Origin of the sequence: Methylobacterium oryzae, from assembly GCF_021398735.1 — a bacterium.
Lineage (GTDB): Bacteria > Pseudomonadota > Alphaproteobacteria > Rhizobiales > Beijerinckiaceae > Methylobacterium.
Genome location: NZ_CP090349.1, coordinates 344,402 through 367,847, shown reverse-complemented (window position 1 = coordinate 367,847; position 23,446 = coordinate 344,402). Strand labels below are relative to the sequence as shown.

26 protein-coding genes are annotated in these 23,446 nt (G+C 73.5%); 17 read left to right on the top strand and 9 right to left on the bottom strand.

Annotation, left to right across the window (positions count from 1 at the left end; all coding sequences use genetic code 11):
- Position 1: 1 nt before the first annotated feature.
- Together LXM90_RS01800 and LXM90_RS01795 are read left to right on the top strand one after the other, a co-directional pair.
- Complete coding sequence (locus tag LXM90_RS01800) at positions 2–472, top strand: EF-hand domain-containing protein (RefSeq protein WP_020094044.1); 471 nt, start codon at positions 2–4, stop codon at positions 470–472.
- Between the two features lie 179 nt (positions 473–651).
- Positions 652–1,161: a hypothetical protein gene (locus LXM90_RS01795; protein ID WP_020094045.1), complete on the top strand. Its 510-nt coding sequence runs from the start codon at positions 652–654 to the stop codon at positions 1,159–1,161.
- A 113-nt stretch (positions 1,162–1,274) separates the two neighbouring features.
- Here the strand turns inward: LXM90_RS01795 and LXM90_RS01790 are convergent, their stop codons facing one another.
- Complete coding sequence (locus LXM90_RS01790) at positions 1,275–2,105, bottom strand: pyruvate, water dikinase regulatory protein (protein ID WP_020094046.1); 831 nt, start codon at positions 2,103–2,105, stop codon at positions 1,275–1,277.
- 499 nt (positions 2,106–2,604) lie between these two features.
- Between LXM90_RS01790 and LXM90_RS01785 the strand changes: the two genes are divergently transcribed.
- The 3 genes from LXM90_RS01785 (at position 2,605) to LXM90_RS01775 (ending at position 4,654) form a co-directional block, all read left to right on the top strand.
- Positions 2,605–3,783: a uroporphyrinogen decarboxylase gene (locus LXM90_RS01785; RefSeq protein ID WP_026605068.1), complete on the top strand. Its 1,179-nt coding sequence runs from the start codon at positions 2,605–2,607 to the stop codon at positions 3,781–3,783.
- 8 nt (positions 3,784–3,791) lie between these two features.
- The gene (gene hemJ, locus LXM90_RS01780) at positions 3,792–4,223 is read left to right on the top strand and encodes a protoporphyrinogen oxidase HemJ (RefSeq protein WP_020094048.1); all 432 of its coding nucleotides are present in this window, start codon (positions 3,792–3,794) and stop codon (positions 4,221–4,223) included.
- A 65-nt stretch (positions 4,224–4,288) separates the two neighbouring features.
- Positions 4,289–4,654 (top strand): lysozyme inhibitor LprI family protein, encoded by a 366-nt coding sequence (locus tag LXM90_RS01775; protein ID WP_020094049.1) that lies wholly within the window; start codon positions 4,289–4,291, stop codon positions 4,652–4,654.
- A 10-nt stretch (positions 4,655–4,664) separates the two neighbouring features.
- Here the strand turns inward: LXM90_RS01775 and LXM90_RS01770 are convergent, their stop codons facing one another.
- The 7 genes from LXM90_RS01770 to LXM90_RS01740 form a co-directional block, all read right to left on the bottom strand.
- A complete protein-coding gene (locus LXM90_RS01770) occupies positions 4,665–5,405 on the bottom strand; it encodes an aspartate/glutamate racemase family protein (RefSeq protein ID WP_020094050.1) in 741 nt (246 codons plus the stop codon).
- 96 nt (positions 5,406–5,501) lie between these two features.
- Positions 5,502–6,353, bottom strand: a complete 852-nt coding sequence (locus tag LXM90_RS01765) for a LysR family transcriptional regulator (RefSeq protein WP_020094051.1) — start codon at positions 6,351–6,353, stop codon at positions 5,502–5,504.
- A gap of 23 nt (positions 6,354–6,376) precedes the next feature.
- Positions 6,377–7,369, bottom strand: coding sequence for an ATP phosphoribosyltransferase (gene hisG, locus LXM90_RS01760; RefSeq protein WP_020094052.1), 993 nt, complete (start codon positions 7,367–7,369; stop codon positions 6,377–6,379).
- On the bottom strand, positions 7,366–8,508 hold the full coding sequence (locus LXM90_RS01755) for an ATP phosphoribosyltransferase regulatory subunit (protein ID WP_020094053.1): 1,143 nt from the start codon (positions 8,506–8,508) through the stop codon (positions 7,366–7,368). Before LXM90_RS01755 ends, hisG begins: the two co-directional genes overlap by 4 nt.
- A 174-nt stretch (positions 8,509–8,682) precedes the next feature.
- Positions 8,683–8,925 (bottom strand): hypothetical protein, encoded by a 243-nt coding sequence (locus tag LXM90_RS01750; RefSeq protein WP_020094054.1) that lies wholly within the window; start codon positions 8,923–8,925, stop codon positions 8,683–8,685.
- 80 nt (positions 8,926–9,005) lie between these two features.
- The gene (hisS, locus tag LXM90_RS01745; RefSeq protein ID WP_234081608.1) at positions 9,006–10,553 is read right to left on the bottom strand and encodes a histidine--tRNA ligase; all 1,548 of its coding nucleotides are present in this window, start codon (positions 10,551–10,553) and stop codon (positions 9,006–9,008) included.
- Positions 10,554–10,914: 361 nt separating this feature from the next.
- The gene (locus LXM90_RS01740; RefSeq protein WP_020094056.1) at positions 10,915–11,418 is read right to left on the bottom strand and encodes a DUF3429 domain-containing protein; all 504 of its coding nucleotides are present in this window, start codon (positions 11,416–11,418) and stop codon (positions 10,915–10,917) included.
- Between the two features lie 435 nt (positions 11,419–11,853).
- Here LXM90_RS01740 and rho point away from each other — a divergent pair, with 435 nt between their 5' ends.
- The 12 genes from rho to LXM90_RS01680 all read left to right on the top strand — a co-directional run bounded on the left by rho (position 11,854) and on the right by LXM90_RS01680 (position 22,810).
- Complete coding sequence (gene rho / locus LXM90_RS01735) at positions 11,854–13,218, top strand: transcription termination factor Rho (RefSeq protein WP_020094057.1); 1,365 nt, start codon at positions 11,854–11,856, stop codon at positions 13,216–13,218.
- Positions 13,219–13,578: 360 nt separating this feature from the next.
- Positions 13,579–14,190, top strand: coding sequence for a Maf family protein (locus LXM90_RS01730; protein WP_020094058.1), 612 nt, complete (start codon positions 13,579–13,581; stop codon positions 14,188–14,190).
- Positions 14,191–14,202: 12 nt separating this feature from the next.
- On the top strand, positions 14,203–15,198 hold the full coding sequence (locus LXM90_RS01725) for a cation diffusion facilitator family transporter (RefSeq protein ID WP_132368593.1): 996 nt from the start codon (positions 14,203–14,205) through the stop codon (positions 15,196–15,198).
- On the top strand, positions 15,195–16,043 hold the full coding sequence (locus LXM90_RS01720) for a shikimate dehydrogenase (protein ID WP_020094060.1): 849 nt from the start codon (positions 15,195–15,197) through the stop codon (positions 16,041–16,043). The genes LXM90_RS01725 and LXM90_RS01720 overlap by 4 nt, the downstream gene beginning before the upstream one ends.
- Positions 16,040–16,678, top strand: a complete 639-nt coding sequence (coaE, locus tag LXM90_RS01715; protein ID WP_100252484.1) for a dephospho-CoA kinase — start codon at positions 16,040–16,042, stop codon at positions 16,676–16,678. Before LXM90_RS01720 ends, coaE begins: the two co-directional genes overlap by 4 nt.
- Before the next feature lie 66 nt (positions 16,679–16,744).
- Positions 16,745–16,960: a hypothetical protein gene (locus LXM90_RS01710; RefSeq protein ID WP_091681050.1), complete on the top strand. Its 216-nt coding sequence runs from the start codon at positions 16,745–16,747 to the stop codon at positions 16,958–16,960.
- 117 nt (positions 16,961–17,077) lie between these two features.
- Positions 17,078–17,803 (top strand): DNA polymerase III subunit epsilon, encoded by a 726-nt coding sequence (gene dnaQ, locus LXM90_RS01705; protein WP_234081606.1) that lies wholly within the window; start codon positions 17,078–17,080, stop codon positions 17,801–17,803.
- Positions 17,804–18,026: 223 nt separating this feature from the next.
- Complete coding sequence (locus LXM90_RS01700; RefSeq protein WP_020094064.1) at positions 18,027–19,259, top strand: alpha/beta hydrolase family esterase; 1,233 nt, start codon at positions 18,027–18,029, stop codon at positions 19,257–19,259.
- Between the two features lie 127 nt (positions 19,260–19,386).
- Positions 19,387–20,277, top strand: a complete 891-nt coding sequence (locus LXM90_RS01695; protein WP_234081605.1) for a TIGR01459 family HAD-type hydrolase — start codon at positions 19,387–19,389, stop codon at positions 20,275–20,277.
- Positions 20,278–20,521: 244 nt separating this feature from the next.
- Positions 20,522–20,920 (top strand): DUF350 domain-containing protein, encoded by a 399-nt coding sequence (locus LXM90_RS01690; RefSeq protein ID WP_020094066.1) that lies wholly within the window; start codon positions 20,522–20,524, stop codon positions 20,918–20,920.
- Positions 20,921–20,927: 7 nt separating this feature from the next.
- A complete protein-coding gene (locus LXM90_RS01685; RefSeq protein WP_091680928.1) occupies positions 20,928–21,650 on the top strand; it encodes a DUF1190 domain-containing protein in 723 nt (240 codons plus the stop codon).
- Entirely contained in the window at positions 21,650–22,810 is a 1,161-nt protein-coding gene (locus tag LXM90_RS01680) for a glutathionylspermidine synthase family protein (protein WP_234081604.1), read from the top strand. Before LXM90_RS01685 ends, LXM90_RS01680 begins: the two co-directional genes overlap by 1 nt.
- A 22-nt stretch (positions 22,811–22,832) precedes the next feature.
- Here the strand turns inward: LXM90_RS01680 and LXM90_RS01675 are convergent, their stop codons facing one another.
- A complete protein-coding gene (locus tag LXM90_RS01675) occupies positions 22,833–23,429 on the bottom strand; it encodes a hypothetical protein (RefSeq protein WP_091978935.1) in 597 nt (198 codons plus the stop codon).
- Positions 23,430–23,446 lie beyond the last annotated feature (17 nt).

The window sequence follows — 23,446 nt, the reverse complement described above, 5'->3', positions numbered from 1 at the left end:
CATGCCCGCGACCCCGCACCGATCCGCCCGCGCCGCCACGCGCCGCCCGACCATGGGCGCCCCGACCGTCGCCCTCGCCACCGCCCTCGTGATCCTCCTGGTCCTGCCGGCCGCGCTGCCGTCGGCGGCCCTCGCCCGGTCCTCCGGCACCGAGCGCGCGCTGAAGATGGTCGACACCGACCACGACGGCACGATCGACCTGGCCGAGGCCCAGGCCGCCGCCGGCAAGGTCTTCGACGCCGCCGAGACCGACAAGGACGGCACCGTCGACGCCAAGGAGCTGAAGGGCCGGCTCAGCAAGAAGGACCTGAAGGCCGCCGACACCGATTCCGACGGCACCCTCGACCGCAAGGAATACCTCGCCCTGGTCGAGCAGCGCTTCAAGGCGGCCGATCCCGACAACGACGGCACCCTCGACGCCAGGGAACTCAAGTTCCCGGCGGGGCGCAGCCTGCTGCAGCTCCTGAAGTAAGCTCGCCTCCCGGACCTGCCGCCGTTGCACAGTTCATGAGCAAGTATTATTCCTGTGCAACGGCTCACGTTCTGAGCAGGCATCAATATTTTGCACTATCTTGCGTCATCTGAATTGGCCTCGTAGGTTTCGGTTATCCGAGCGGTAAAGCATCGGGTGAACCACCAGGGAGGAGCGCGATGGCACGCGCCAACGAGGTCAAGGACAGGTTTCGCGCGCGGCTGCAGGCGGCCGACGAGCGCAGCAACGACTTCCGGCGGAAGCTGCTTGAGGACGGGTCCCGGGCGCTCCAGCCCGTCATGGGCGTGCTGAACCTGATGGCCGAGGTCCTCAACGAGGAGGACAACGTCCACGGCAGCATCACCGGCCTCGAGGCGAAGATCGATCAGGACAACTTCATCAGCCTGTGCGCGCAGCTGCGCGGCACCGAGTCCGAGCAGAAGATCAAGATCAAGTACGGTCCGGAACTCGGCGGCAGCAACTACATCTCGGTCTCGGGCCTGAACCAGCGCTACAACGAGCGCCTCGTGCCGGGGGCGGCGAGCTGCTCCATCGGCCGGACGGTCGGCAGCGACATCCAGCTCGACGAGCACCGGGGCGACGAGCTGGCCGAGGTGGTCCGCGAGGTCGTCGAGGACTTCTACGCGGCCCAGATCGAGCAGCGCAGCCACTTCGCCTCCGCGCGCTGACGCCAGCGGCGGCGCGAACCGATCCGCGCGCCGCCTGCATCCGCCGGCCCGCCCCCGTCCTCGGGGGGACGGCCGGACCCCGCCGAAGGGCTCGGCCCTTCGGAGGCCCCGCCTCAGTCGGCGATGAACTTCAGCCGGTGGTCGCGGTAGAGGTCGACGATCGCCGCGGCGGTCTCCTCGATGGACCGGCGGGTGACGTCGATCGTCGGCCAGCGGTTCTTGGTGAATAGCCGGCGGGACATGGTTATCTCGTCCGCCACTGCCGAGCGGTCGACGTAGAGGGACGATTCGTCGGCGTTGAGGCTCGACAGCCGGTTCTGCCGGATCTGCACGATGCGCTCCGGCGACGCGAACAGGCCGACCACGAGAGGCTTGCGGGCCCGCTCGATCGCCGGCGGCAGCGGCATGCCCGGCACCAGCGGCAGGTTGGTGGTCTTGAGGCCGCGATTGGCAAGGTAGATCGAGGTCGGCGTCTTCGATGTCCGGCTGACGCCGAGCAGGATCACGTCGGCCTCCTCCAGATTGTCCGGCAGGTTGCCGTCGTCGTGGGCCAGCGTGAAGTTCATCGCGTCGATGCGCTTGAAGTACTCGGCGTTCAGCATGTGCTGGGCGCCGGGCCGCGCCGTGGTCTCGGCGCCGAGATACGCGCGCAGCAGGTCGTGGACCGGCCGCAGCACCGACAGGCACGGCGAGCCGGTCTCCCGGGCGACCTCCTCCAGCCGCTCGCCGAGGTCGCCCCCCACCAGCGTGTAGAGGACGAGGCCCGGCGCGGCCCGGATCTCCGAGATCACCCGGTCGAGCTGCGCGGCCGAGCGCACCAGCGGGTAGACGTGCTCGATCGCCGACACGCCCTCGTACTGGGCGGCGGCCGCGCGCCCGACATTGATCAGCGTCTCGCCGGTGGAGTCGGAGACGAGGTGGAGGTGGAAGTAGCTGCGGCCCATTCCGATCGCCTCTGCGGTCGACCTCTCGGCCGACTGTGCGGTCGCCTCGCGCGGCGCCCACGTTGTCCACCGCCGGCCGCCAAGGGAGTCGATGAGTGTGGATAGGATGCCCCGCCGGGCCGGTCCAGGGCGATCCCGGTGCGCGCTGTCGACTCCGCCGTTCACAGGCAGATGATCGGGACGCGCCGAATCCGGCTCTCTGGACGAATCGGCCGCGAATCCGGCGCCCGTACACGACTCGGCGTTGCCAAGGCGCTGTCGGACCATCCGGTTCTCGCAAGTTGGCGGAAATCCTTTAAAGCCCCGTTAACGGCGCGGCGGCGGGGACCGCCTGTGGACGCTTTTGTGCCCCCGAGATTCGGCCCCCCAGAAGAAAAAACAGACTCCAAGATTCTCTCTTATCTTTTCGAAGGGGCCTGTGTGGGGATCGGCGCGCCTCGACTCGACAGGACGCCCGCCGACGGGCATGCGGGGTGAGGGATACGGGATGGGAGCGACCATGACGGGGACGGAGCGCGAGCCCGGGCAGACGACGTCGGGGACGACGTCCGAGCGCAAGGTGCTGCGAGTCCTCGAGGGCGAGGCGATCGGGCCGCCCCCCGCCTGGATGATGCGCCAGGCCGGGCGCTACCTGCCGGAATACCGGGCGACCCGGGCCGAGGCCGGCTCGTTCCTCGACCTCTGCTACAGCCCGGACTTCGCCGTCGAGGTGACGCTCCAGCCGATCCGGCGCTTCGGCTTCGACGCGGCGATCCTGTTCTCCGACATCCTGGTCGTCCCCCACGCGCTCGGCCAGGACGTGCGCTTCGTGGAGGGCGAGGGACCGCGCCTCGACCCGCTCGACGGTCGGGACGCGTTCGCGCGCCTGCGGGAGGCCGGCGACCCGGCGATCATGACCCACCTCGCGCCGGTCTTCGAGACGGTGACGCGGCTGCGGGCCGAATTGCCGGGCGAGACCACGCTGCTCGGCTTCTGCGGCGCGCCCTGGACGGTGGCGAGCTACATGATCGGCGGCCGCGGCACGCCGGACCTCGCCCCCGCGCGGGCCCTGGCCGAGGGCGACACCGCCCTGGTCGACACCCTGATCGACCGCCTCGTCGCCGTGCAGACCGAGTACCTCGTGCGCCAGCTCGAGGCCGGCGCCGACGCGGTGCAGATCTTCGAGTCCCACGCCGGCACCCTGCCGCGCGCCGTGCCGGGGACGGCCTCGGGCTCCGGCGGCACCGTCGAGCCGGTCGGCGACGTCGCCGAGAGCGCCTTGCCGGGCGCACCTGCCTCCGATGCCCTCACCCGCTGGTCGCTGCGGCCGATCGCCCGCATGGTGGCGGGCGTCCGCGCCCAGGTGCCGGGGGCGAAGATCATCGTGTTCGCCCGCGGCTCGGGCCTCGACGGCCACGCCCGGGTGGTGCCGGAGACCGGCGCCGACGCCGTCGGCGTCGACTGGGGCGTGGACCTGAAGGCCCTGCGGGACACGGTGCCGGCCGCGACGGTGACGCAGGGCAACCTGCATCCCGACACGCTGATCGCGGGCGGCGCGGCCCTCGACGCGGCGGTGGACGCGGTGCTCGCGGCGACCGCCGGCCTGCCGCACATCTTCAACCTCGGCCACGGCATCACGCCGCAGACGCCGGTGGCCCATGTCGAGCGGATGCTCGCGCGGCTGCGCGGCCAGGGCTGAGGCCGCGCGTGCTGTACGACTGGATCAAGGCCCTCCACGTCATCAGCCTGATCGCCTGGATGGCCGGGATGCTCTACCTGCCCCGGCTGTTCGTCTACCACGCGAGCCTGCCGCCCGGCGCGGAGGCGCAGTCCGCGACCTTCAAGGTGATGGAGCGCCGCCTGCTCAAGGCGATCATGAACCCCGCCATGATCGCCACCTGGGTGTTCGGGCTGGCGCTCGCCTGGATGAGCGGCTTCTACGCGAGCGTCTGGCTGCAGGCGAAGTTCGCGCTGGTGCTCGCGATGTCGGGCATCCACGGCTGGCTCGCCCGGATGGTCAAGGACTTCGCCGCCGACCGGAACACCCGTGGGCACAAGTTCTACCGGGTGCTCAACGAGGTGCCGACGCTGCTGATGATCGGCATCGTCATCCTGGCGATCGTCAAGCCGGGCCTCTGATCCCGCGATCCCGCGATCCTGTGATCCCGGCCGGAGCCTTTCCGCGGCCGGCCCGTTGGGAGGCCATGTCGAAGCCTCTCGTCCTCGCCCTCGCGCTGGCCGCCCTCGCGGGCCCAGTCGCCGGCGCGATCACCGCGTCCCCCGCCCGGGCCGCGAGCTTCCCGTGCGACAGGGCCGAGGCCCCCGACGAGAAGGCGATCTGCGCCCATCTCCCCCTCAACGACCGGGACGTCGAGATGGCGACCCGGTTCGAGATCCTGAAGAGCGTGCTTCCGATGGGCGGCCAGGCCAAGCTGCGCGACGACCAGGAGGCGTGGCTGACGGAGCGTCGCGCCTGCGGCGGCGACGTCGGCTGCCTGACGGCCGCCTACGACGCCCGGCTGAAGGTCCTGCGCGGGGTCCTGGCGGAATTCGCCAAGCAGGGCCCGTGAGGTCCCGCGCTCAGGCCGCGCGCGGCAGGGCCGCGGCGTCGACGCGGCAATCCGGCCGGCACGCCGCCACGCAGGCGCGCGCCAGCGCCTCGGTGGCGTCGACCAGCAGGCCCGACGGGTCGCTCCCGGCGAGCGCGAGCGGGATCTCCGTGCAGGCCATCACCACCCGGTCGCAGCCGGCCTCGGCCAGCGCCCGGACCTGCGCCTCCAGGAGCGGCGTCGCCTCGGCCACCCGGTCCGCCTTCACCAGCCGGATCGCCGCCGACACCGCGGCCTGACCCGCCTCATCGGGCGCGCGGCACGCGAGCCCGTGCCGCGCCAGCCGCTCCGGGTAGAGCCCGGACCGCAGGGTGCCGTCGGTGGCGAGCAGGCCGATCCGGCCGCCGCTCCCGGTCCGCGCCAGGGTCTCGGCCAGGGTCTCGGCCAGGGTCTTGGCCACCGCGTCGACGATGTGGAGGATCGGCAGGGCGGTCGCGGCCTGCAGCGCCGCGTGCCAGTGATGGGCGGTGTTGCAGGGGATCGCGATCCGGGTGGCGCCGCCGGCCTCGAGGCGCGCCAGGGCGGCGCGGAGCGCCGGCAGCGGGTCCGGGCCGGTGCCCAGGATCGCGTCGGCGCGGTCGGGGATGTCGACGGCCGAGCAGACCAGGGTCGGGATGTGGTCCTGATCGCGCCCCGCGGGCGTCGCCCGCACGAGCTTGGCCAGGAAATCAACCGTGGCCATCGGGCCCATCCCGCCGAGTACACCGAGCATCGCCGCCTCCGACCGTCGCGGCCGCCGTGATGGGCCGCGGCGGGGCGGGAATCCAATGCCGTGTCGGCACCGGCCATGCCGATCTGGCATCGGTTCCTAGAGTTCGGCCGCCAGGGCGGCGGCCGCGGCCCAGACCGCCGCGACCGCGCCGCCGCGCCCGGCCCTGCGGTAGAGCCGGATCTCCAGCGGCGTGCCCGGCCCGGCCGCCACGAGGCTGCCGTCGGCGAGCTCGCGGGCGACGAGGCTCTCGGGCAGCCACGCGCGGCCGTGGCCCGCGAGGACCATGAACTTCAGGGCCTCCGCCATGGCGTTCTCGTTGACGTGGGCGGCCGCCGCCCCGTCACCGGCGAGCGCCGCGACCCGGCCCAGGAACGAGTCCCGGGGATAGCCGAGCCCGGGCCGGCCCGCGGCCGGCCCCGGCCGGTGCACCGGCACGAGGCTGTCCCGGCCGATGGACAAGTGCGGGAAGGCGGCCGGGTCGAGGGGGATCGGCACCAGGGGATGGTGGTAGGTCAGCAGCAGGTCGTAGCCGCCCTCGGCCAGCGCCTGCACGCAGGCGTGGAAATCGTCCGGCAGGAGCCGGCTGCCGAGCGGCCCGGTGCGGGCCTCGACGTCGCGGAACCAGCCCGGGAAGACGGTCAGCGCCAGGGTGTGGAGCGCCGCCACCGAAACGGTCCGCGGCGGCGGCCGGATCCGGGCGCGGAGCGCGTCGCGGCTGCCGTGGAGCCGCCGCACGGTCTCCTCGGCGGTCTCCAGGAACAGCCGGCCCTCCGGCGTCAGGGCCGTCGGGTAGGTGCTGCGGTCGACCAGCGCGACGCCGAGCCAGCCCTCGAGCGCCCGGATGCGGCGGCCGAAGGCCGGCTGGGTGACGTGGCGCTCGATCGCCGAGCGCGAGAAGCTGCCGGTGCGCGCGAGGCTCAGGAAGTCCTCGAGCCATTTCAGCTCCATCTCGGCTCCATCGCGCGGCGGTCTCAGAGCCGCGCCAGGAGCCGCTCCGCCAGCGGGTTCTCGGCCGCGAAGGCGTAGTCGACCCGCCGCACCGTGACGGCCCGCGCGCCGGCCTCGACCAGGGCGCCGGCGAGCTCGAACACCGCGGCCTCCCGGCAGCGCAGGACGATCTCGCTCTCCGGCCCCCGCGGCGCGCCGTAGGGCAATTCGGCCTCGTGCAGGCCCGCGATCGTGGCGAGGTCGATCGTACCGCTCTCCGGCAGGGCGGCGCGCACCTCGCGGGTGGTCCGGGCGCGCTCCTCGGCGGCGATGCGGCCGAGCACCGTGCGGAGCGCGGCCCGCTGGCCCTCGCCCCAGGGGGCCTTCAGCGAGGCGACGAGGTTCGCCTCCGAGCGCAGGATGATGCCGTCGTCCAGCACCTTCAGGGCGTTGGCCGAGAGCGTCGCCCCCGTGGTGGTGATGTCGACCACGATCTCGGCCGAGCCCGCCGCCGGCGCCCCCTCGGTGGCGCCCAGGCTCTCGACGATCCGGTAATCGGCGACGCCCTTCTCGGCGAAGAACCGGCGGGTCAGGTTCACGTACTTGGTGGCGACCCGCAGGCGCCGGCCGTGGCGGGTCCGCATGCCGGCCGCGACCTCGTCGAGGTCGGACATGTCGCGCACGTCGATCCAGGCCTGGGGCACGGCCACCACCACGGTGGCGTTGCCGAAGCCGAGCGGCGTCAGCAGCTCGACCTGGTCGCGCACGTCCGGCAGGGTCTCGCGGATCAGATCCTCGCCGGTGACGCCGAGATGGGCGGCGCCCGAGGCGAGCTGCGCGGCGATTTCGGAGGCCGAGAGGTAGCGCACCTCGACGTCGGGCACGCCGATGAGCTTGCCCCGGTAGTCGCGGGCGCCCGCGCCCTGCGCGAGCTTCAGCCCGGCCCGGCCGAAGAACGCGCTGGCATTCTCCTGCAGGCGGCCCTTGGACGGGACGGCGAGGATCAGCGGCATGGCGGCCGCGTCCGAGGCACTCATCGGCCGGCTCCCGCCACGCGCTCGATCCAGAAGGTGCATCCCACCGCCGGCAACGGCGCCGGGCTGCCGAGATGGCCGAGCAGGCCGTCGTAGCGGCCGCCGCCGACCAGGGTCGGGCCGTCCCGCTCGGTCACCTCGAAGATGAAGCCGGTGTAGTAGTCGAGGTTGCGGGCGAAGCCGCCCTGGAAGCGGAAGCGCTCGATCGGCAGGCCGCGGGCCGCGATGAAGCCGGTGCGCTCCTCGAACAGGTCGAGGGCGGCCGCGAGGGCGTCGTGCCGCAGGCCCGCGTCGGCGACGAGCGCCCGCAGGTCGCGGGCGGCGGCGTCCGGATGGCCGGCGATCGCCCGGTAGCGGTCGAGGAGCGCGCGGTTCTCGGTGTTGAGCCCGGCGCCGCCATGGGCCTGCGCGGCGGCCTTGGCGAGGAAGCGCTCGGCGATCTCGCCGGCGCTGCGCCCGCCCACCGCCGAGATCCCGGCGATCGCCAGCACGTCCTCCACGAAGGCGCGCACGCCCCGCGGGTCCTGGCCCTGGATCGCCGCGAGCAGGCCCGCGTGGGGATCCTCGGGACGGGTGCCCTCGGCGCCGTTGGTGACGGCGTCCAGCGAGCGCCCGGCGGCCAGCGCCCGGAGCGTCCGGCGCTTGGCGGCGGGCGGGACCGCGAGCCCGTCGAGGAGCGCCACGGTCAGGCCCATATCGCCGAGCCGCACTGCCGGGTCGGTCCGGCCGAACAGGGCGAGGCCCTCCAGCGCGAGGCCCAGCACCTCGGCGTCGGCCGCCGGCGTGTCGGTGCGCCCGATCGACTCGATCCCGGCCTGGAAGAACTCGTCCGGCTCGTCGGCGGCGAGCCGGAAGACCGGGCCGCAATAGCTGTAATCGGCCGCCTGCCCGTCAGCCTCCGCCCGGTGCAGGCGGCAGACGGGAATGGTGAATTCGGGCCGCAGGCACAGCTCGGCCCCGCCCGCATCCTGGGTGACGAAGATCCGCCGGCGGATATCCTCGCCCGACAGTTCGAGGAACGGCTCCAGCGGCTGCAGCACCGGCGGCGTCACGGGCCGGTAGCCCGCCGCCGCCAGATGCGCGGAGAGCCGCGCGCGCGCCGCGTCCCCCGCCCCCGTCTCGCCCGCCTCCGGTCGTGTCATCGCGATCCACCTCGCGGGGCAATCCACCTCGCGGGCGCTCTGTAGCAACCGCGACCGGACTTGGCGACACGCACCCGGGAAGCGTGGGGCCGGCGCGCCGCGCAGGACTGCGCAGTCCCGGGTGGATCCCGCGCCGGGACCCGTCTCCGTTACGGGATCAGGGGCGTGACCGGCTCAGAGCGGCCGGAAGCTGCCGAGGCGCGCGCCGCGCGGGCGCCGGGCCGGCTTGCGGCGGGCCAGCACCGTCAGGGCCGGCGCCCCCGCGATCCCGGCGCTCAGGATCGGCGCGCTGCCGGTCCCGGGCGTGGCCTGCGCGACGGCGCTGGGCAGCCGGTCGAGGATCGGCCGCGCGGCCCAGACGGGTCCCGCGCCGGCGCAGATCAGGCCGAGGGACAGGACGAGGATCTTCGCGCGCATCCCGACATCTCCGCGGCACCGACCGACGACAACGCCGCCGGAGCCCCTGCGTTCGATGCGCGGTTCGATGCGCGCGTGTCTCAGATCTCCGTTGACGGAAAATGCCGGGCCAGCACGGCGCGGACCTGCGCCACCAGGTCGGCCTCGGGACACGAGAACTGCGCCGGCCGCGCGGCCTTCCACTCGGCGTTGCTGGCGATGGACTCGGCCGCGCGGGCGCCCTCGATCAGGTCCTTGATCTGGACCTCGCCGGCCAGGCGCTCGTTCGAGCCCTGGATCACCGCCACGGGGGCGCGGCGGCGGTCGGCGTACTTCATCTGCGCCTTCATGCCGGCGGCGCCGAGGTAGAGCTCGGCCCGGATGCCGTCGGCGCGCAGGAGTGCGACGAGCCGCTGGTAATCGGCCATGTTCTCCCGGTCGAGGACCAGCACCACCACCGGCCCGGGCGCCTCGGCGCCGGCGATCAGGGGGCTGCCCACGAGCTGCAGGGCCGAGAACAGCCGCGAGACGCCGATCGAGAAGCCGGTGGCCGGGACCGGCTCGGCCCGGAACCGCCCGACGAGGCCGTCGTAGCGCCCGCCGCCCGCCACGGAGCCGAAGCGCACGGTCTGGCCGTCCTCGTTGGTGACCGGGAAGGTCAGCTCGGCCTCGTAGACCGGGCCGGTGTAGTACTCGAGGCCGCGCACCACGCTGGGATCGGCCCGGATCACGTCGTGGCCGTAGCCGGCGGCGGCGCAGAGGCGCATGATCGCATGCAGCTCGGCGATGCCCTCGCGCCCGGTCTCGGAATCGCCGACCGCCTCGTGCCAGCCGCCGAAGAACTTTTCCCAGAACGCCACCTTGTCGGCGCCGTCCGCGGCATCGGCCTGGAACGACACGTAGGCGAGGATCCGGCCGACCGCCGCCGCGTCGAGGCCCGCGCCCTTGGTGAAGTCGCCGCTCTCGTCCTTGCGGCCGGCGCCGAGCAGGTCGCGCACGCCGTCAACGCCGAGCCGGTCGAGCTTGTCGATCGCCCGCAGCACGGTGAGGCGCTGGCCGGCCTTGTCGGGACCGGCGAGCCCGATCGCCTCCATGACGCCGTCGAGCACCTTCCGGTTGTTGACCTTCACGACGTACTGCCCGCCCAGCCCGAGGCGGTTCAGCGTGTCGGCCATCAGCATGCAGGTCTCGGCATCGGCCGCCACGCTGCCGGCGCCGACGATGTCGGCGTCGAACTGCATGAACTGGCGGAAGCGGCCGAGCCCCGGCTTCTCGTTGCGGAAGACGTAGCCGGCCCGGTAGCTGCGATAGGGCTTGGGCAGGGCGTCGTAGTTCTCGGCCACGAACCGGGCCAGCGGCGCCGTCAGGTCGTAGCGGAGCGACAGCCACGCCTCGTCGTCGTCCTGGAACGAGAACACGCCTGCGTTCGGGCGGTCGAGGTCGGGCAGGAACTTGCCCAGAGCCTCGGTGTACTCGACGAAGGGCGTCTCCAGGGCCTCGAACCCGTAGAGCTCGAAGCTCCTGCGGATCGTCTCCAGCATCCGGCCCTGCGCGGCGATCTCGCCGGCGCGCCGGTCGACGAAGCCGCGCGGCAGGCGGGGCTTCAGGGTCTCGGCCTTCTCGGCCTTCGGGGTGTCGGGCTTGGACATGGGTGCATTCGCTTCTCGCGGTCCCGGAATCCGGGTCCCGCATCGAATCTTCGATCGTCTCCGGCGGGCGGAGATCCTGCGGCCGGGCTCTAGAGCATGCCGGGCGAAAGGGGAATTCGGTTTGCGGGCTCTCCCGGCACCCGGCCATCCCGCGCGAGACGGCGCCGTCGTCCTTGCGAGCGGAGCGAAGCAATCCGGGGCCGCGCCACGCCTGTCGAAGTCGCGCACCCCTGGGTCACTTCGCTCCGCCCGTGATGACGGGTGAGGCGCATCAGCCGAAGCGTCGAAGCGGGAACCGCGTCGGACGGGTGCTGCGCGCCTCCGTGCGCCGGAACAGGGCGCGGTTCGCCCGGCAAAAAACTCAGTACGGTGCCGTCAGCTTGAGCCAGAGCAGGGCCGCGAGGCTCACCACGGCGATCGGCATCTGCAGCGGCCGCAGGCGGGCATGCGCCAGCGGCACCTCGCCGGCGCGCGCCGCGATCGGGTCGAGGATCCCGATGGCCGCGTAGCCGAGGATCAGCATCGCCAGCGCCGGCACCGCCTTGCCCATCACCGCCGCGAACAGGCTACCCAGGCCGAGGCCGTAGAGGACCAGCATGGTCACGATCTGCGACACTTGCGGGCCGCCCTCGGTCCGGAAGCTGACGCCGCGGCGCACGCCGGCCAGGAACAGCAGGATCGAGGCGGCGTAGAGCAGGGTGAACAGCGCCACGAGGTAGTCGAGGGGCTTGCCGTTCAGCCACCACGCCACGGCGGTGCCGACGGCGATCGGCACCATCGGGCCGAAGCCGAAAACGATGTCGAGCCAGGGGATCCGGCGCGGCTCGTGCGTGGTCAGGGTGCGTCCGGTGGCGTCGTCGCGCATGGCAGTCAGGGGAACTCTCGATTCGACGGTCTGCTGCGCTGCAGCACCGGGACGGGGAACGGCCGCGCGCGGGCCCGGTTCCGAAACCCGGCCCCGGCTCGGCTCGACGAGGCCTGTGTAACCGCGGCACGGCGCCCAAGCGAGGCCTCGCCGGTGACCCTGCCGGTCGTCCCGCCCGTCACCGCGCCGCCGGCGTCTCGGTCGACCGCCCCAGGCCCTTGAGTGCCGGCGAAAAAGGCGTTATCTGTGTGGGGCCCTCATCACAAGGTCTGCGCCGCAGCGCGCCCGTGAGCCGCGAGGGTCCTGCCTCATCGGTTTCGCCAACCTGACCCCGGGCCCCTCGCCGCAGCGCGGCCCGCTCTCCGGCGCCCATCCCCCGGGCACCTGGCACTGAACCGGCCCTCCCACCTACTCCGTCGGTTGCAAGATACCCCCATGACGCCAAATCCCGACGCCCTCGCCGACGACATCGAGACCGCGGAGCCCGCCGATGTGCCCGCCGATCGCCCCACCATGCCGGCCGCCCTCGAGGGCGTCCGCGAGGTCAAGCTCCAGGACCTCAAGTCGAAGACGCCGACCGACCTGACGGCCTTCGCCGAGGAGGTCGAGGTCGAGAACGCCTCGACCATGCGCAAGCAGGAGCTGATGTTCGCGATCCTGAAGCAGCTCGCTGCCAAGGAGGTCGAGATCATCGGCTCGGGCACCGTCGAGGTGCTGCAGGACGGCTTCGGCTTCCTGCGCTCCTCCGACTCGAACTACCTGCCCGGCCCGGACGACATCTACATCTCGCCGACTCAGATCCGCCGCTTCGGCCTGCGGACCGGCGACACCGTCGAGGGCCCGATCCGCGGCCCGAAGGACGGCGAGCGCTACTTCGCGCTCCTCAAGGTCAACACGATCAACTTCGAGAACCCCGAGAAGATCAAGCACAAGGTCCACTTCGACAACCTGACGCCGCTCTTCCCGACGAAGCGGTTCAAGCTCGAGCTGGACAACCCGACCAAGAAGGATTTCTCGCCGCGGATCATCGACATCGTGGCGCCGATCGGCAAGGGCCAGCGCGCCCTGATCGTGGCGCCGCCGCGCACGGGTAAGACCGTGCTGATGCAGAACATCGCGCAGTCGATCACCCTCAACCACCCCGAGTGCTACCTGATCGTGCTGCTCATCGACGAGCGGCCCGAGGAGGTCACCGACATGCAGCGCTCGGTGAAGGGCGAGGTCATCGCCTCGACCTTCGACGAGCCGGCCACCCGCCACGTGCAGGTCGCCGAGATGGTGATCGAGAAGGCCAAGCGCCTCGTGGAGCACGGGCGCGATGTGGTGATCCTGCTGGATTCCATCACGCGCCTCGGCCGCGCCTACAACACCGTGGTGCCGTCCTCCGGCAAGGTGCTGACCGGCGGCGTCGACGCCAACGCCCTGCAGCGGCCCAAGCGCTTCTTCGGCGCCGCCCGCAACATCGAGGAGGGCGGCTCGCTCTCGATCATCGCCACGGCGCTGATCGACACCGGCTCGCGCATGGACGAGGTGATCTTCGAGGAGTTCAAGGGCACCGGCAACTCCGAGATCATCCTGGACCGCAAGGTCTCCGACAAGCGCATCTTCCCGGCGATCGACATCACCCGCTCGGGCACCCGCAAGGAGGAGCTGCTGGTCCCGCCGGATTCGCTCAAGAAGACCTACGTGCTGCGCCGCATCCTCAACCCGATGGGCGTCACCGACGCGATCGAGTTCCTGCTCGACAAGCTGCGCCAGACCAAGAGCAACGGCGACTTCTTCGACTCGATGAACACCTGAGGCCGTCCCCGGCCGCGGGCATCGCCGCCGTCCCCGCGAGCGGAGCGATCCAGGCAGCGCCACGGCGGCAAGCCGCGCGCTGGCCTGGGTCACGTCCCTGCGCTCCGGTCCCTCAGGATCGGGGAGCGGATGGGACGTGGGTCGCGCCCGCCGTGCGGAACGCCTGTCCCGCGGCGGCACGAAACGCGATTCCGGCCCGATCGGGCCGTTGACCGTCTCCTAACCGGCCTCTGCCAAGGTTCCATCCGGGCGCCAGGTAGCGTATCGGCCCCGCGACAGCCCCGCCGGCCGGTCCATCCCGGCGGCGGGGCTCGTCGCAGCCCGGCTTGCACCGATCCCCGGATCCGTGACACTGGCCCGATGCCCCGCTCGCCCTGGACCGGTCCGGATCCGCTCCTCCTCGCCTCGACCAGCCCGACGAGGCGCCTCCTCCTGGAGAGCGCCGCCCTGCCGGTCGAGACCGCCGCCCCGGACGTCGACGAGCGCGCCCTCGAGGCGGCGAGCGCCGGCCTGTCCCCGCCCGACCTCGCCCTGCACCTCGCCCGCGCCAAGGCCGAGTCGGTGGCGGCGCGCTATCCCGGGCGGATCGTCCTCGGCGCCGACCAGGTGCTCGACCTCGACGGCACCGTGTTCCACAAGCCGGCCGACGGCGCGTCGGCCCGGGCCCAGCTCGCCCGTCTGTCCGGGCGCACCCACGCCCTTCATTCCGCCGTGGTCCTGGCCGGGGCGGTCGAGGACGCCTTCGTGGAGACCGCGCGGCTGACCCTGCGCCCCCTCGATGAAAGGGCGATCGCGGCCTATGTGGACTGCGCCGGCGCGGAGCGCGTGCGGGCGAGCGTCGGCGGCTACCAGCTCGAGGGGCCGGGGATCCACCTGTTCGAATCGGTCGCGGGCGATCACAGCACCGTGCTGGGCCTGCCGCTTCTGCCGCTCCTCGCGCGGCTGCGCGCCGCCGGGCTTCTGGCTTTCTGAGGGAGTACCGCCTTGGCGGGACACGACCATTCGCACGGCGGCCACGGGGGGCATTCCCACGGCGGCCACGCCCAGGGCGGTCATGCCCATGGCGGCCTCGGCGGCCACGCGCACGCGCCGAAGGATTTCGGCACGGCCTTCGCCATCGGCATCGTGCTCAACACCGCCTTCGTGGTGATCGAGGCGGCCTACGGCTACCTCAGCAACTCCATGTCGCTGGTGGCCGATGCCGGCCACAACCTCTCGGACGTGCTGGGCCTCGCGGCGGCCTGGATCGCCGCGATCCTGGTGCGCCGCCGCGCCAGCGCGCGCTTCACCTACGGCTACCGCGGCTCCTCGATCCTGGCCGCCCTGTTCAACGCCGTGTTCCTGCTCATCGCCATGGGGGCGGTGATCTGGGAGGCGCTGGTCCGGCTGGTCCACCCGGAGCCCGTCGCGGGCACGACCGTGATGGTGGTGGCGGCGGTGGGAATCCTGGTCAACGGCCTGACCGCGTGGCTCTTCGCCAGCGGCGCCAAGGGCGACATCAACGTCCGCGGGGCGTTCCTCCACATGGTGGCCGACGCCGCCGTCTCGGCCGGGGTCGTGGTGGCGGGCCTCGTGATCCAGCTCACCGGCCTCGCCTGGCTCGACCCGGCGGTCAGCCTCGTCATCGCCGCCCTGGTGGTCTGGGCGACCTGGGGCCTGCTGCGCGACAGCGTGGCCATGTCCCTCGACGCCGTGCCGCCGGAGATCTCCCCGGACGCGGTGACCGGCTTCCTCCTCGAGCGGCCGGGCGTCGCCGGCCTCCACGACCTGCATATCTGGCCCATGAGCACCACCAGCGTCGCCCTGACAGTCCATCTCGTGATGCAGGAGGGGCATCAGGCCCACCGCCAGCCCGGCAACGGCTTCCTCGCCGAGACCGCCGAGGGCCTGCGCGACCGGTTCGGAATCGGCCACGCCACCCTCCAGGTCGAGGAGGCCGGCGGCCCGGCCTGCCGCCTCGCTCAGGATTGCGCGGCGTGAGCGGCGCCCAGCCCCGCGCCTTCGTGGTCGGCCACCCGATCGCCCACTCGCGCTCGCCGCTGATCCACGGCCACTGGCTCGCCGTGCACGGGATCCCGGGCTCCTACGAGCGGCTCGACGTGGCCCCGGAGGCCTTTCCGGACTTCATCCGCGCCCTGCCCGCGTCCGGCTACCGGGGCGGCAACGTCACCATCCCCCACAAGGAGGCGGCCTTCGCGCTGGTGGACACGCTCACGCCGCGGGCGAAAACCATCGGCGCGGTCAACACCCTGGTGGTCGGGCCGGACGGGCGGATCCGCGGCGACAACACCGACGCGCCGGGCTTCTGCGCCCATCTCGACCACAGCCTGGGCGCGGCCTGGCCGGACCGGGCGGGCGGCACCGCCCTGGTGCTCGGCGCCGGCGGCGCGGCGCGGGCGATCGTGGTCGGGCTCGCCGAGCGCGGCCTGCGGCGCGTCTGGGTCGCCAACCGCACCGCGGCCCGGGCCGAGGCGGTGGCGGCCCTCGCGCCGGGCGTCGGCGCGGCGCTCGCCTGGGACGACCTGCCGGCGGCGCTTCCCGGTACAGGCCTCCTCGTCAACACCACGTCCCTGGGCATGAAGGGCCAGCCGCCCCTCGCCGTCGACCTGTCGCCCCTGCCGGCGGACGCGGCCGTGGCCGACATCGTCTACGCGCCCCTGGAGACCGAGCTCCTGGCGGCGGCGCGGCGGCGGGGGCTCGCCGCCGTGGACGGGCTCGGCATGCTGCTGCACCAGGCGGTGCCGGGCTTCGCGGCGTGGTTCGGCCCGCGCCCCGCCGTCACCCCCGAGCTGCGCGACCGGATCGTGGCGGACCTCGCCGGATGACCCCGAAGGCCGGATCCGGACCCGTCATCCTCGGGCTCACCGGCTCGATCGGCATGGGCAAGTCGGCCACGGCCCGGATGTTCGCGGAGCGCGGCGTCCCGGTCCACGACGCCGACGCCGCCGTCCACGCCCTCTACGGGCCGGGCGGCGCGGCCGCCGCGGCGATCGGCGCGGCCTTTGCCGGCGTGCTCGGCGACGACGGCGGCGTCGACCGGGCGCGGCTGCGCGCCGCGGTGCTCGACGCGCCCGACCGGATGGCGGCGCTGGAGGCCATCGTCCATCCCCTGGTGCGCGCGGCCAGCACGGACTTCCTGGCGCGGCACGCGGCGGCGCCGGTGGTCGTCCTCGACGTCCCGCTCCTCTACGAGACCGGCGGCGAGGGCCGCTGCGACGCGGTCGCGGTGGTGAGCGCCCCGCCCGAGATCCAGCGCGACCGGGTGCTCGCGCGTCCCGGCATGACCGAGGCGGCCTTCGCGGCGATCCTGGCCAAGCAGATGCCCGACGCCGAGAAGCGCGCCCGGGCAGATTTCGTCATCGACACGGGCCGGGGTTTCGCCGCCGCCGAGGCCGCGGTCGCGCGGATCGTCGAGCGACTGACGGCGCACCGTGCGCCGCCGCACCGCGGCGACGGATGAAACGCCCGGAGGATTGAATATCTGCGGTTGTGTTCCGGGGGGAATACGGACGGCAGGATGGACGTGATGGCGCGGCGCTGGGGCGGGATTGATCGCATTCGGTCGGGCGGCATCCGGGCCGCAACCCTTCTCGCGCTGCTGGCGGCCGGGCCCGCGCAGGCCCAGTACGCCGCCAACTGCCCGCCGCCGAAGAAGGTCGCGGCCGGCGCCTGCGTCACCGCCTGCCCGGGCGGCTACGAGGACCGGGGACCCGTCTGCGTCTACCGCAACACCTCTCGGTAGGGCGAGGCGCTCGACGGTTGGTCGACGGTGATGGACGGGGACGGCCGTGCAGGGCGGGTTAACCGCTCGGGCTTATCCCGCTAGGGTCCGCCCCCACCCCCGCGAGTCGCGAGACCCATGCTGCGCGAGATCGTCCTCGACACCGAGACCACCGGCACGGAGGCGAAGGGAGGCGACCGGCTGATCGAGATCGGCGCGGTGGAGCTCCTCAATCACATCCCCACCGGCCGGACCTTCCACCGCTACTGCAACCCGCAGCGGCCGGTCTCCGAGGGCGCCTTCAACGTCCACGGCCTGTCCGACGCGTTCCTCGCCGACAAGCCGCTCTTCGCCGAGATCGTCGGCGAGTTGCTGGCCTTCCTGGCCGACGGGCGGCTCGTGATCCACAACGCGCCCTTCGACGTCGGCTTCCTCAACATGGAATACGCCCGGCTCGGCGCGAACGCCCCGCCGCCTATCCAGCTGGAGGACGTCGTCGACACCCTGCCGATGGCCCGGCGCAAGCACCCGGGCGCGGCCAACAACCTCGACGCCCTCTGCAGCCGCTACGGCATCGACAACACCCGGCGCACCAAGCACGGGGCGCTCCTCGACGCGCAGATCCTGGCCGAGGTCTACGTCGAGCTGCTCGGCGGCAAGCAGACCAGCCTCGGCCTCCTGGAGGCCACGACAGCCGCCCCGGTGGCCGGCTCGGCGGCCCTGGCGTCGGCGGCTCCGGCGGCGCCCCGCCCCTACCGGTCTCGCCTCACGGATGCAGAGCGCGCCCGGCACGACAGCTTCCGCGCGAGCCTCGGTCCTGCCGCGATCTGGGCCGAGTATATCGGGGCGGACGATCCGGCCTGATCGCCGGTCCGTCCCGCTCTCCGATCCGCACGCCTGCCGCGCGCCGCCGGCTGTTGCCGCATCGCACAGGGGCGTTTATTGCAATGCACAAAACGCCGTCGACGGAGCCTCTCGCGGGGTGACGGAGGCTGGCCCGCGCGGTGCCGGTGCGTTCCCTCGGGGGAGGCACGGGCGCGCCGGATCCGGCCGTGACGGAGATGCTGAGGCAGTGAGGCGCGCACGCATGACCGAGGATTTCGGCAGTCGCGACGGACAGCGCGACGACAAGACCGGCCCGTCACCCTTCGCCGACATGATCGAGGCCACTCGCCTGACCGGCCTCGGCCGGCTTGAGGAGGCGACCGCCCTCATCCAGCGCAGCCTCGGGGGGCAGAAGGCTCCGCCCGCCGATCCGTCGGCCGCGCCGCAGCCTCCCGCGCGCCGCGACGCGCCGGCCGCCGAGACGCGCAGTCCCGCGGCGGAGTCCGGGACGCGGATGCGCGAGGTGGTGGGGCAGGTCGTGCGCGGGCTCGCGCCGGTGCTGAAGGGGCTCGGCAACCCGCTCCGGTCGCCGGCCCCGCCGCCCGCCGACCGGGCGGGCGGGACCGGGGGCCGCTTCGTGTCCCTGACCCATGCCGAGCCCGCCGGCACCCGCGAGTACAAGCTGTTCATCCCGAGCCACCCGGACCGGGCGGCGCCGCTGATCGTGATGCTGCACGGCTGCACGCAGAACCCGGACGATTTCGCCGCCGGCACCGGCATGAACACCCTCGCCGAGCGCGCCGGCGTGTTCGTGGCCTACCCGGCCCAGAGCCGCCAGGCCCACGCCCAGCGCTGCTGGAACTGGTACGAGCCCCGGGACCAGGGCCGCGGCGCGGGCGAGCCGGCGATCATCGCGGGCCTCACCCGCGCGATCATGGCGGAGCACCCGATCGACCCGGCCCGGGTCTACATCGCCGGCCTGTCGGCCGGCGGCGCCGCCGCCCTCAACATCGCCCGCGCCTACCCGGATCTCTACGCCGCCGTCGGCGTGCATTCGGGCCTCGCGGCCGGCTGCGCCCGGGACCTCGGCTCGGCGCTGATGGCCATGCAGGTCGGCGCCCCGGGCCTCGGCGCCCCGACCGCCTTCGGCACCCCGGCGCCCGCCACCCGCGTCCCGACGATCATCTTCCACGGCGAGGACGACGGCACGGTGAGCGTGCGCAACGCCGACCAGGTGCTGGCCCAGGCCAAGGTCGCCGGGCTGACGCCGCGGTCGGAGACCTTCGAGGGCCGCGGCCACCCCTTCACCCGCACCCGCTACCGGGACGAGGCGGGCCGGGTCGTGGTCGAGGATTGGCGGGTGCGCGGCGCCGGCCACGCCTGGTCCGGGGGCCGCCCCGACGGCAGCTATACGGATCCCGAGGGGCCCGACGCGTCCCGGGCGATGCTCGATTTCTTCGCCGAGCACCGGCTGGGACCGGCGGGGCGCCCGTAAGGGGTTTCCGGAGGGCCGCGCGCTCTGGCGGGTTGTCAGGACGCGGCCCTGCTGTATCGCAGGGCGCTGCCCTGCTCCCACAAAAGGTCCCGGACCTTTTGCATCCAGGACCTCCCCAGGACCTCCCATGAGCACCACCCCCGCGCCGATCCCGACCCTCCAGGGCCTCGCCGAGGTCGCCGACCGGTACGACCTGATCCTCTGCGACGTCTGGGGCGTGCTGCACGACGGCCAGACGGCCCACACGGCCGCCGGCGAGGCGCTGATCCGCTTCCGCGGCCTCCCGGGCGCGCGGCCGCGCCGGGTCGTCCTCGTCTCGAACGCGCCCCGGCCCGGCGACGGCGTCGGCCGCATCCTCGACCGGTTCGGCGTGCCGCGGGAGGCCTACGACGCGATCCTGACCTCGGGCGACCTCACCCACGACCTGATCGCCGCGCGCCCGGGTGCCCGGATCCGGCATCTCGGGCCGGAGCGCGACCTCGGCATCTTCCAGGGGCTCGACCTCAGCCTCGTCCCAGAGGCGGAGGCCGACCTCGTCGTCTGCACCGGCCTGTTCGACGACCGCAGCGAGACCCCGGACGATTACCGGCCGGAGCTGGAGCGCCTCGCCGCCCGCGGGCTGACCATGATCTGCGCCAATCCCGACCTCGTCGTGGAGAGCGGCAACCGCCTGATCCCCTGCGCGGGCCTGCTCGCGGCGGCTTACGCGGAGATCGGCGGCCCCGTGGTCTACGCCGGCAAGCCGCACCGCCCGGTCTACGAGGCGGCGCTCGCCAAGGGGGCAGCGCTCACCGGGGCCTCGGTGGACCCGGCGCGGGTCCTGGCGATCGGCGACGCGATCCGCACCGACATCGCCGGCGCCCGCGGCGTCGGCATCGCCAGCCTGCTGGTGGCCCGCGGCATCCACGCGGAGGAACTCGGCGTCACGGCCGCGCATCACCGCCTGGGCGACGTGGCGGAATGGCTCGGCCGGCAGGCGGTGCATCCGGACGCGGTGATCGAGCGGCTGGTCTGGTAGCGGCCGGTCCTCCGAGGCGGGCCCTTCGAGGCGGGTCCTGCGCGTATTGCCGCCAGTCTAACCCCCTGAAATCCCCGACAAGCTTGACACCGCGCGGGAAATTGCGTGGATTCGCGCGTGTGAATCGGTCCCGCGCGCAGCAATCAGCCCCGATATCCGCTTCGCGTGTCGGGCGATTCGACCGGGAGACCTGTCCGGCCGCGATGCTCGCGACGATCGGAACCGGCGAGACGGCGGGTCTTGCGTGACCCTCGTCTCCGGACTGCCCGATTTCCTGCTCTATCTCGGCACCGCGACCGGGCTGATCGGCCTCTATCTGCTGATCTACACCCTCGCCACCGCGCACAACGAGCTCGCGCTGATCCGCCGGGACGTGACGGCGGCCGCCGTCGCGCTGGGCGGGAGCCTGGTCGGCTTCACCCTGCCGCTGGCGGTGGCGATCTACAACGCGCGGTCGCTGCTCGACTGCCTGATCTGGGGGCTGATCGCCCTGGTGATCCAGATCGCGATCTACTGGCTCGTGCGCCTCGCGGTGCCGGACCTGTCGCGGCGCATCGAGGAGGACCGCGCCGCCGCCGCGATCCTCCTCGGCGCGGCCTCGCTGGCGGGCGGCGTCGTGAACGCCGCCTCGATGACCTATTGAGGGGCCGGTGACGGAGACCGCGCCACCTCCCGCCGCTTCCGGTGACGCCGCCGCCGGCGGGCCCGGGACCGGCTTCGCCGCCACCCGCCGCTCCAAGCGCTCGGCCGCCGTGTCGCTGGTCCTGGTCGCGGGCGCCGGCGCGGCCGCCCTGACGCTCGGCGGCCTCGACCCGTCCCAGCGCGAGGAGGAGGCGCTCGTCTACGGGACGCTCGGCGCCTGCATCGCCCAGCAGTTGCGCGGCGCCGAGGCCTGCATCGCCGCCTACAAGAGCGCGCAGGAGACCTACGCGGCGACGGCGCCGCGCTACGAGACCGAGGCCGATTGCCAGCGCCACCACGGGACCGGCGGCTGCACCCCGGGCGCGCAGGTCACGGAGGCCGCGCGCGGCCGCTACCTGCCGGTGATGGCCGCCTTCATGATGGGGCGCACGGACGCGCAGGACCTGCCGGTCCAGCCGCTCTACCCGCACGCGCCCGAGGAGGAGCGCGACGAGGCCGGGGCCGCGACGGCCGGGCACGGCGGCGGCTACTGCACCGGTGCGGGCGGGCGGGTCGCCTACGCGGGCGGCGCCTCGCGGGTCCACGTCCCCGCCTCGGTCGCCCGCACCACGAGCGCGACCCCGCGCACGATCAGCCGCGGCGGCTTCGGCGGCACCGGGCGTGCGACGGCGTTCTCCGGAGGCTCGAGCGGCCGCGCCGGCGGGTTCGGGGGCGGATCCGGGGGCGGCTGATGCGCCGCGTGCCGGTCCCGGAGCGGCCCGACTGGCGCCAGCACGCCGCGCGGGCCGGCTTCACCTTCCACACGTTCGACGGCGCCCCCTACTGGGACGAGAGCGCCTACTACGCCTTCAGCCTCGCGGAGATTGAGGACGCCATCGAGGCGCCGAGCGCCGCGCTGCACGAGCTCTGCCTCGCCTTCGTGGACCGGGCGGTCCGGGACGCGGCGATCCTCGCCTCGCTGCGGATCCCCGAGCACGCCTGGGACGCGATCCGGGTGAGCTGGGACCGGCGCGATCCCAGCCTCTACGGGCGCTTCGACTTCAGCTACGGGGGCGACGGGCCGGCCAAGCTCCTCGAGTACAACGCCGACACGCCGACAGCGCTCTACGAGAGCGCGGTCTTCCAGTGGCTGTGGCTGGAGGACGGGCTGGCGCGGGGGCGCCTCCCCGCCGGCGCCGATCAGTTCAACACCCTGCACGAGGCGCTGGTGGCGCGCCTCGCCGCCGTGGCGCCCCCGGAGGGCGTCGCCTTCGCGGGCTTCCCCGACGCGCCGGAGGATCGCGGCACGCTGGCCTATCTCCAGGACTGCGCGCTCCAGGCCGGCCGCCCCGCCCCCTTCCTGCCGGTCGAGGCGATCGGGCTCGACGCGGACGGGCGCTTCGTGGACGCGGCCGGCGCCCCGATCGGCTGCCTGTTCAAGCTCTACCCGTGGGAGTGGATGTTCGCCGACCCGTTCGGCCGCGCGGTCGGCGCGGCCACGACCCGGTTCCTGGAGCCGCCCTGGAAGGCGGTGCTCTCCAACAAGGGGCTGCTGGCCCATCTCTGGGCGATGGCGCCGGGCCATCCCAACCTGCTGCCGACCTATTTCGAGGAGGACCCCGCCAAGGCCGCGCTGGGCCGGAGCTTCGTGAAGAAGCCCCTCTACGGGCGCGAGGGCGCCAACGTGCTGATCGTGCGCGACGGCGCCGTCGCGGCGCGCGACGAGGGGCCCTACGGCGGCGAGGGCTACGTGCGGCAGGCCCTGGCGGAGCTGCCCGATTTCGCGGGCCGCCGCGCGCTGGTCGGCAGCTGGATGGTCGGCGACCGGCCCGCCGGCCTGTGCCTGCGCGAGTCGGACGGCCTCATCACGACCGACCGGGCCCGGTTCGTGCCGCACCTCATTGACCCGTGACCTAGTCCCGCGCCGCCGCGGCTCACCGGCCCAGCGCCGCGAGCTCCCGCCGCATGTTCGACCGCGCCGGCCCCTCCAGCTCCGCCCGGGCCCGGACGGTGACGAACAGCGGCCGGCCGGATGCGAGGGCCCCCCGCAGGAAGGCCGCGCGCCCCTGCCGGTAGGCGGCCGCGCCCACGACCGGGACGAATTCCCGCGCCACGCCGGCGGCGTAGCCGTCGTAGGCGGCGGGCGCCGCCCCCAGGATCGCCATGTCCAGGTCGAGGAAGAGCGCGACGTCCGCGGCGAGCGCGGCCGGGAGACCGTCCGGGACGGCGTGCCGCTCGGTCGCCAGGATCATCGTCTCGGCCGCCGCCAGCGTGGGCGCCGGGACCGCGCCCTCCGGCAGCGCCCGCAGGAGCGCGGCGCTGCGGCGCTCGTTGTCCGCGGCGCCCGGCCGGTAGACGGCGTCGTGGAACCAGATCGCCAGTTCCACCGCGTCGGGATCCCGGACCGTCCCGCGGCGGGCGCGGAACGCCTCCAGCAGCGCGTCGATATGCGCCTGGCCGTGATAGACCCGGTGCGGCTCGGCCAGCCGGGCGCGCAGGTCAGCCAGGATGCGGGGATGGCCGTCGAGCATCGGCCGATCCTCTACCC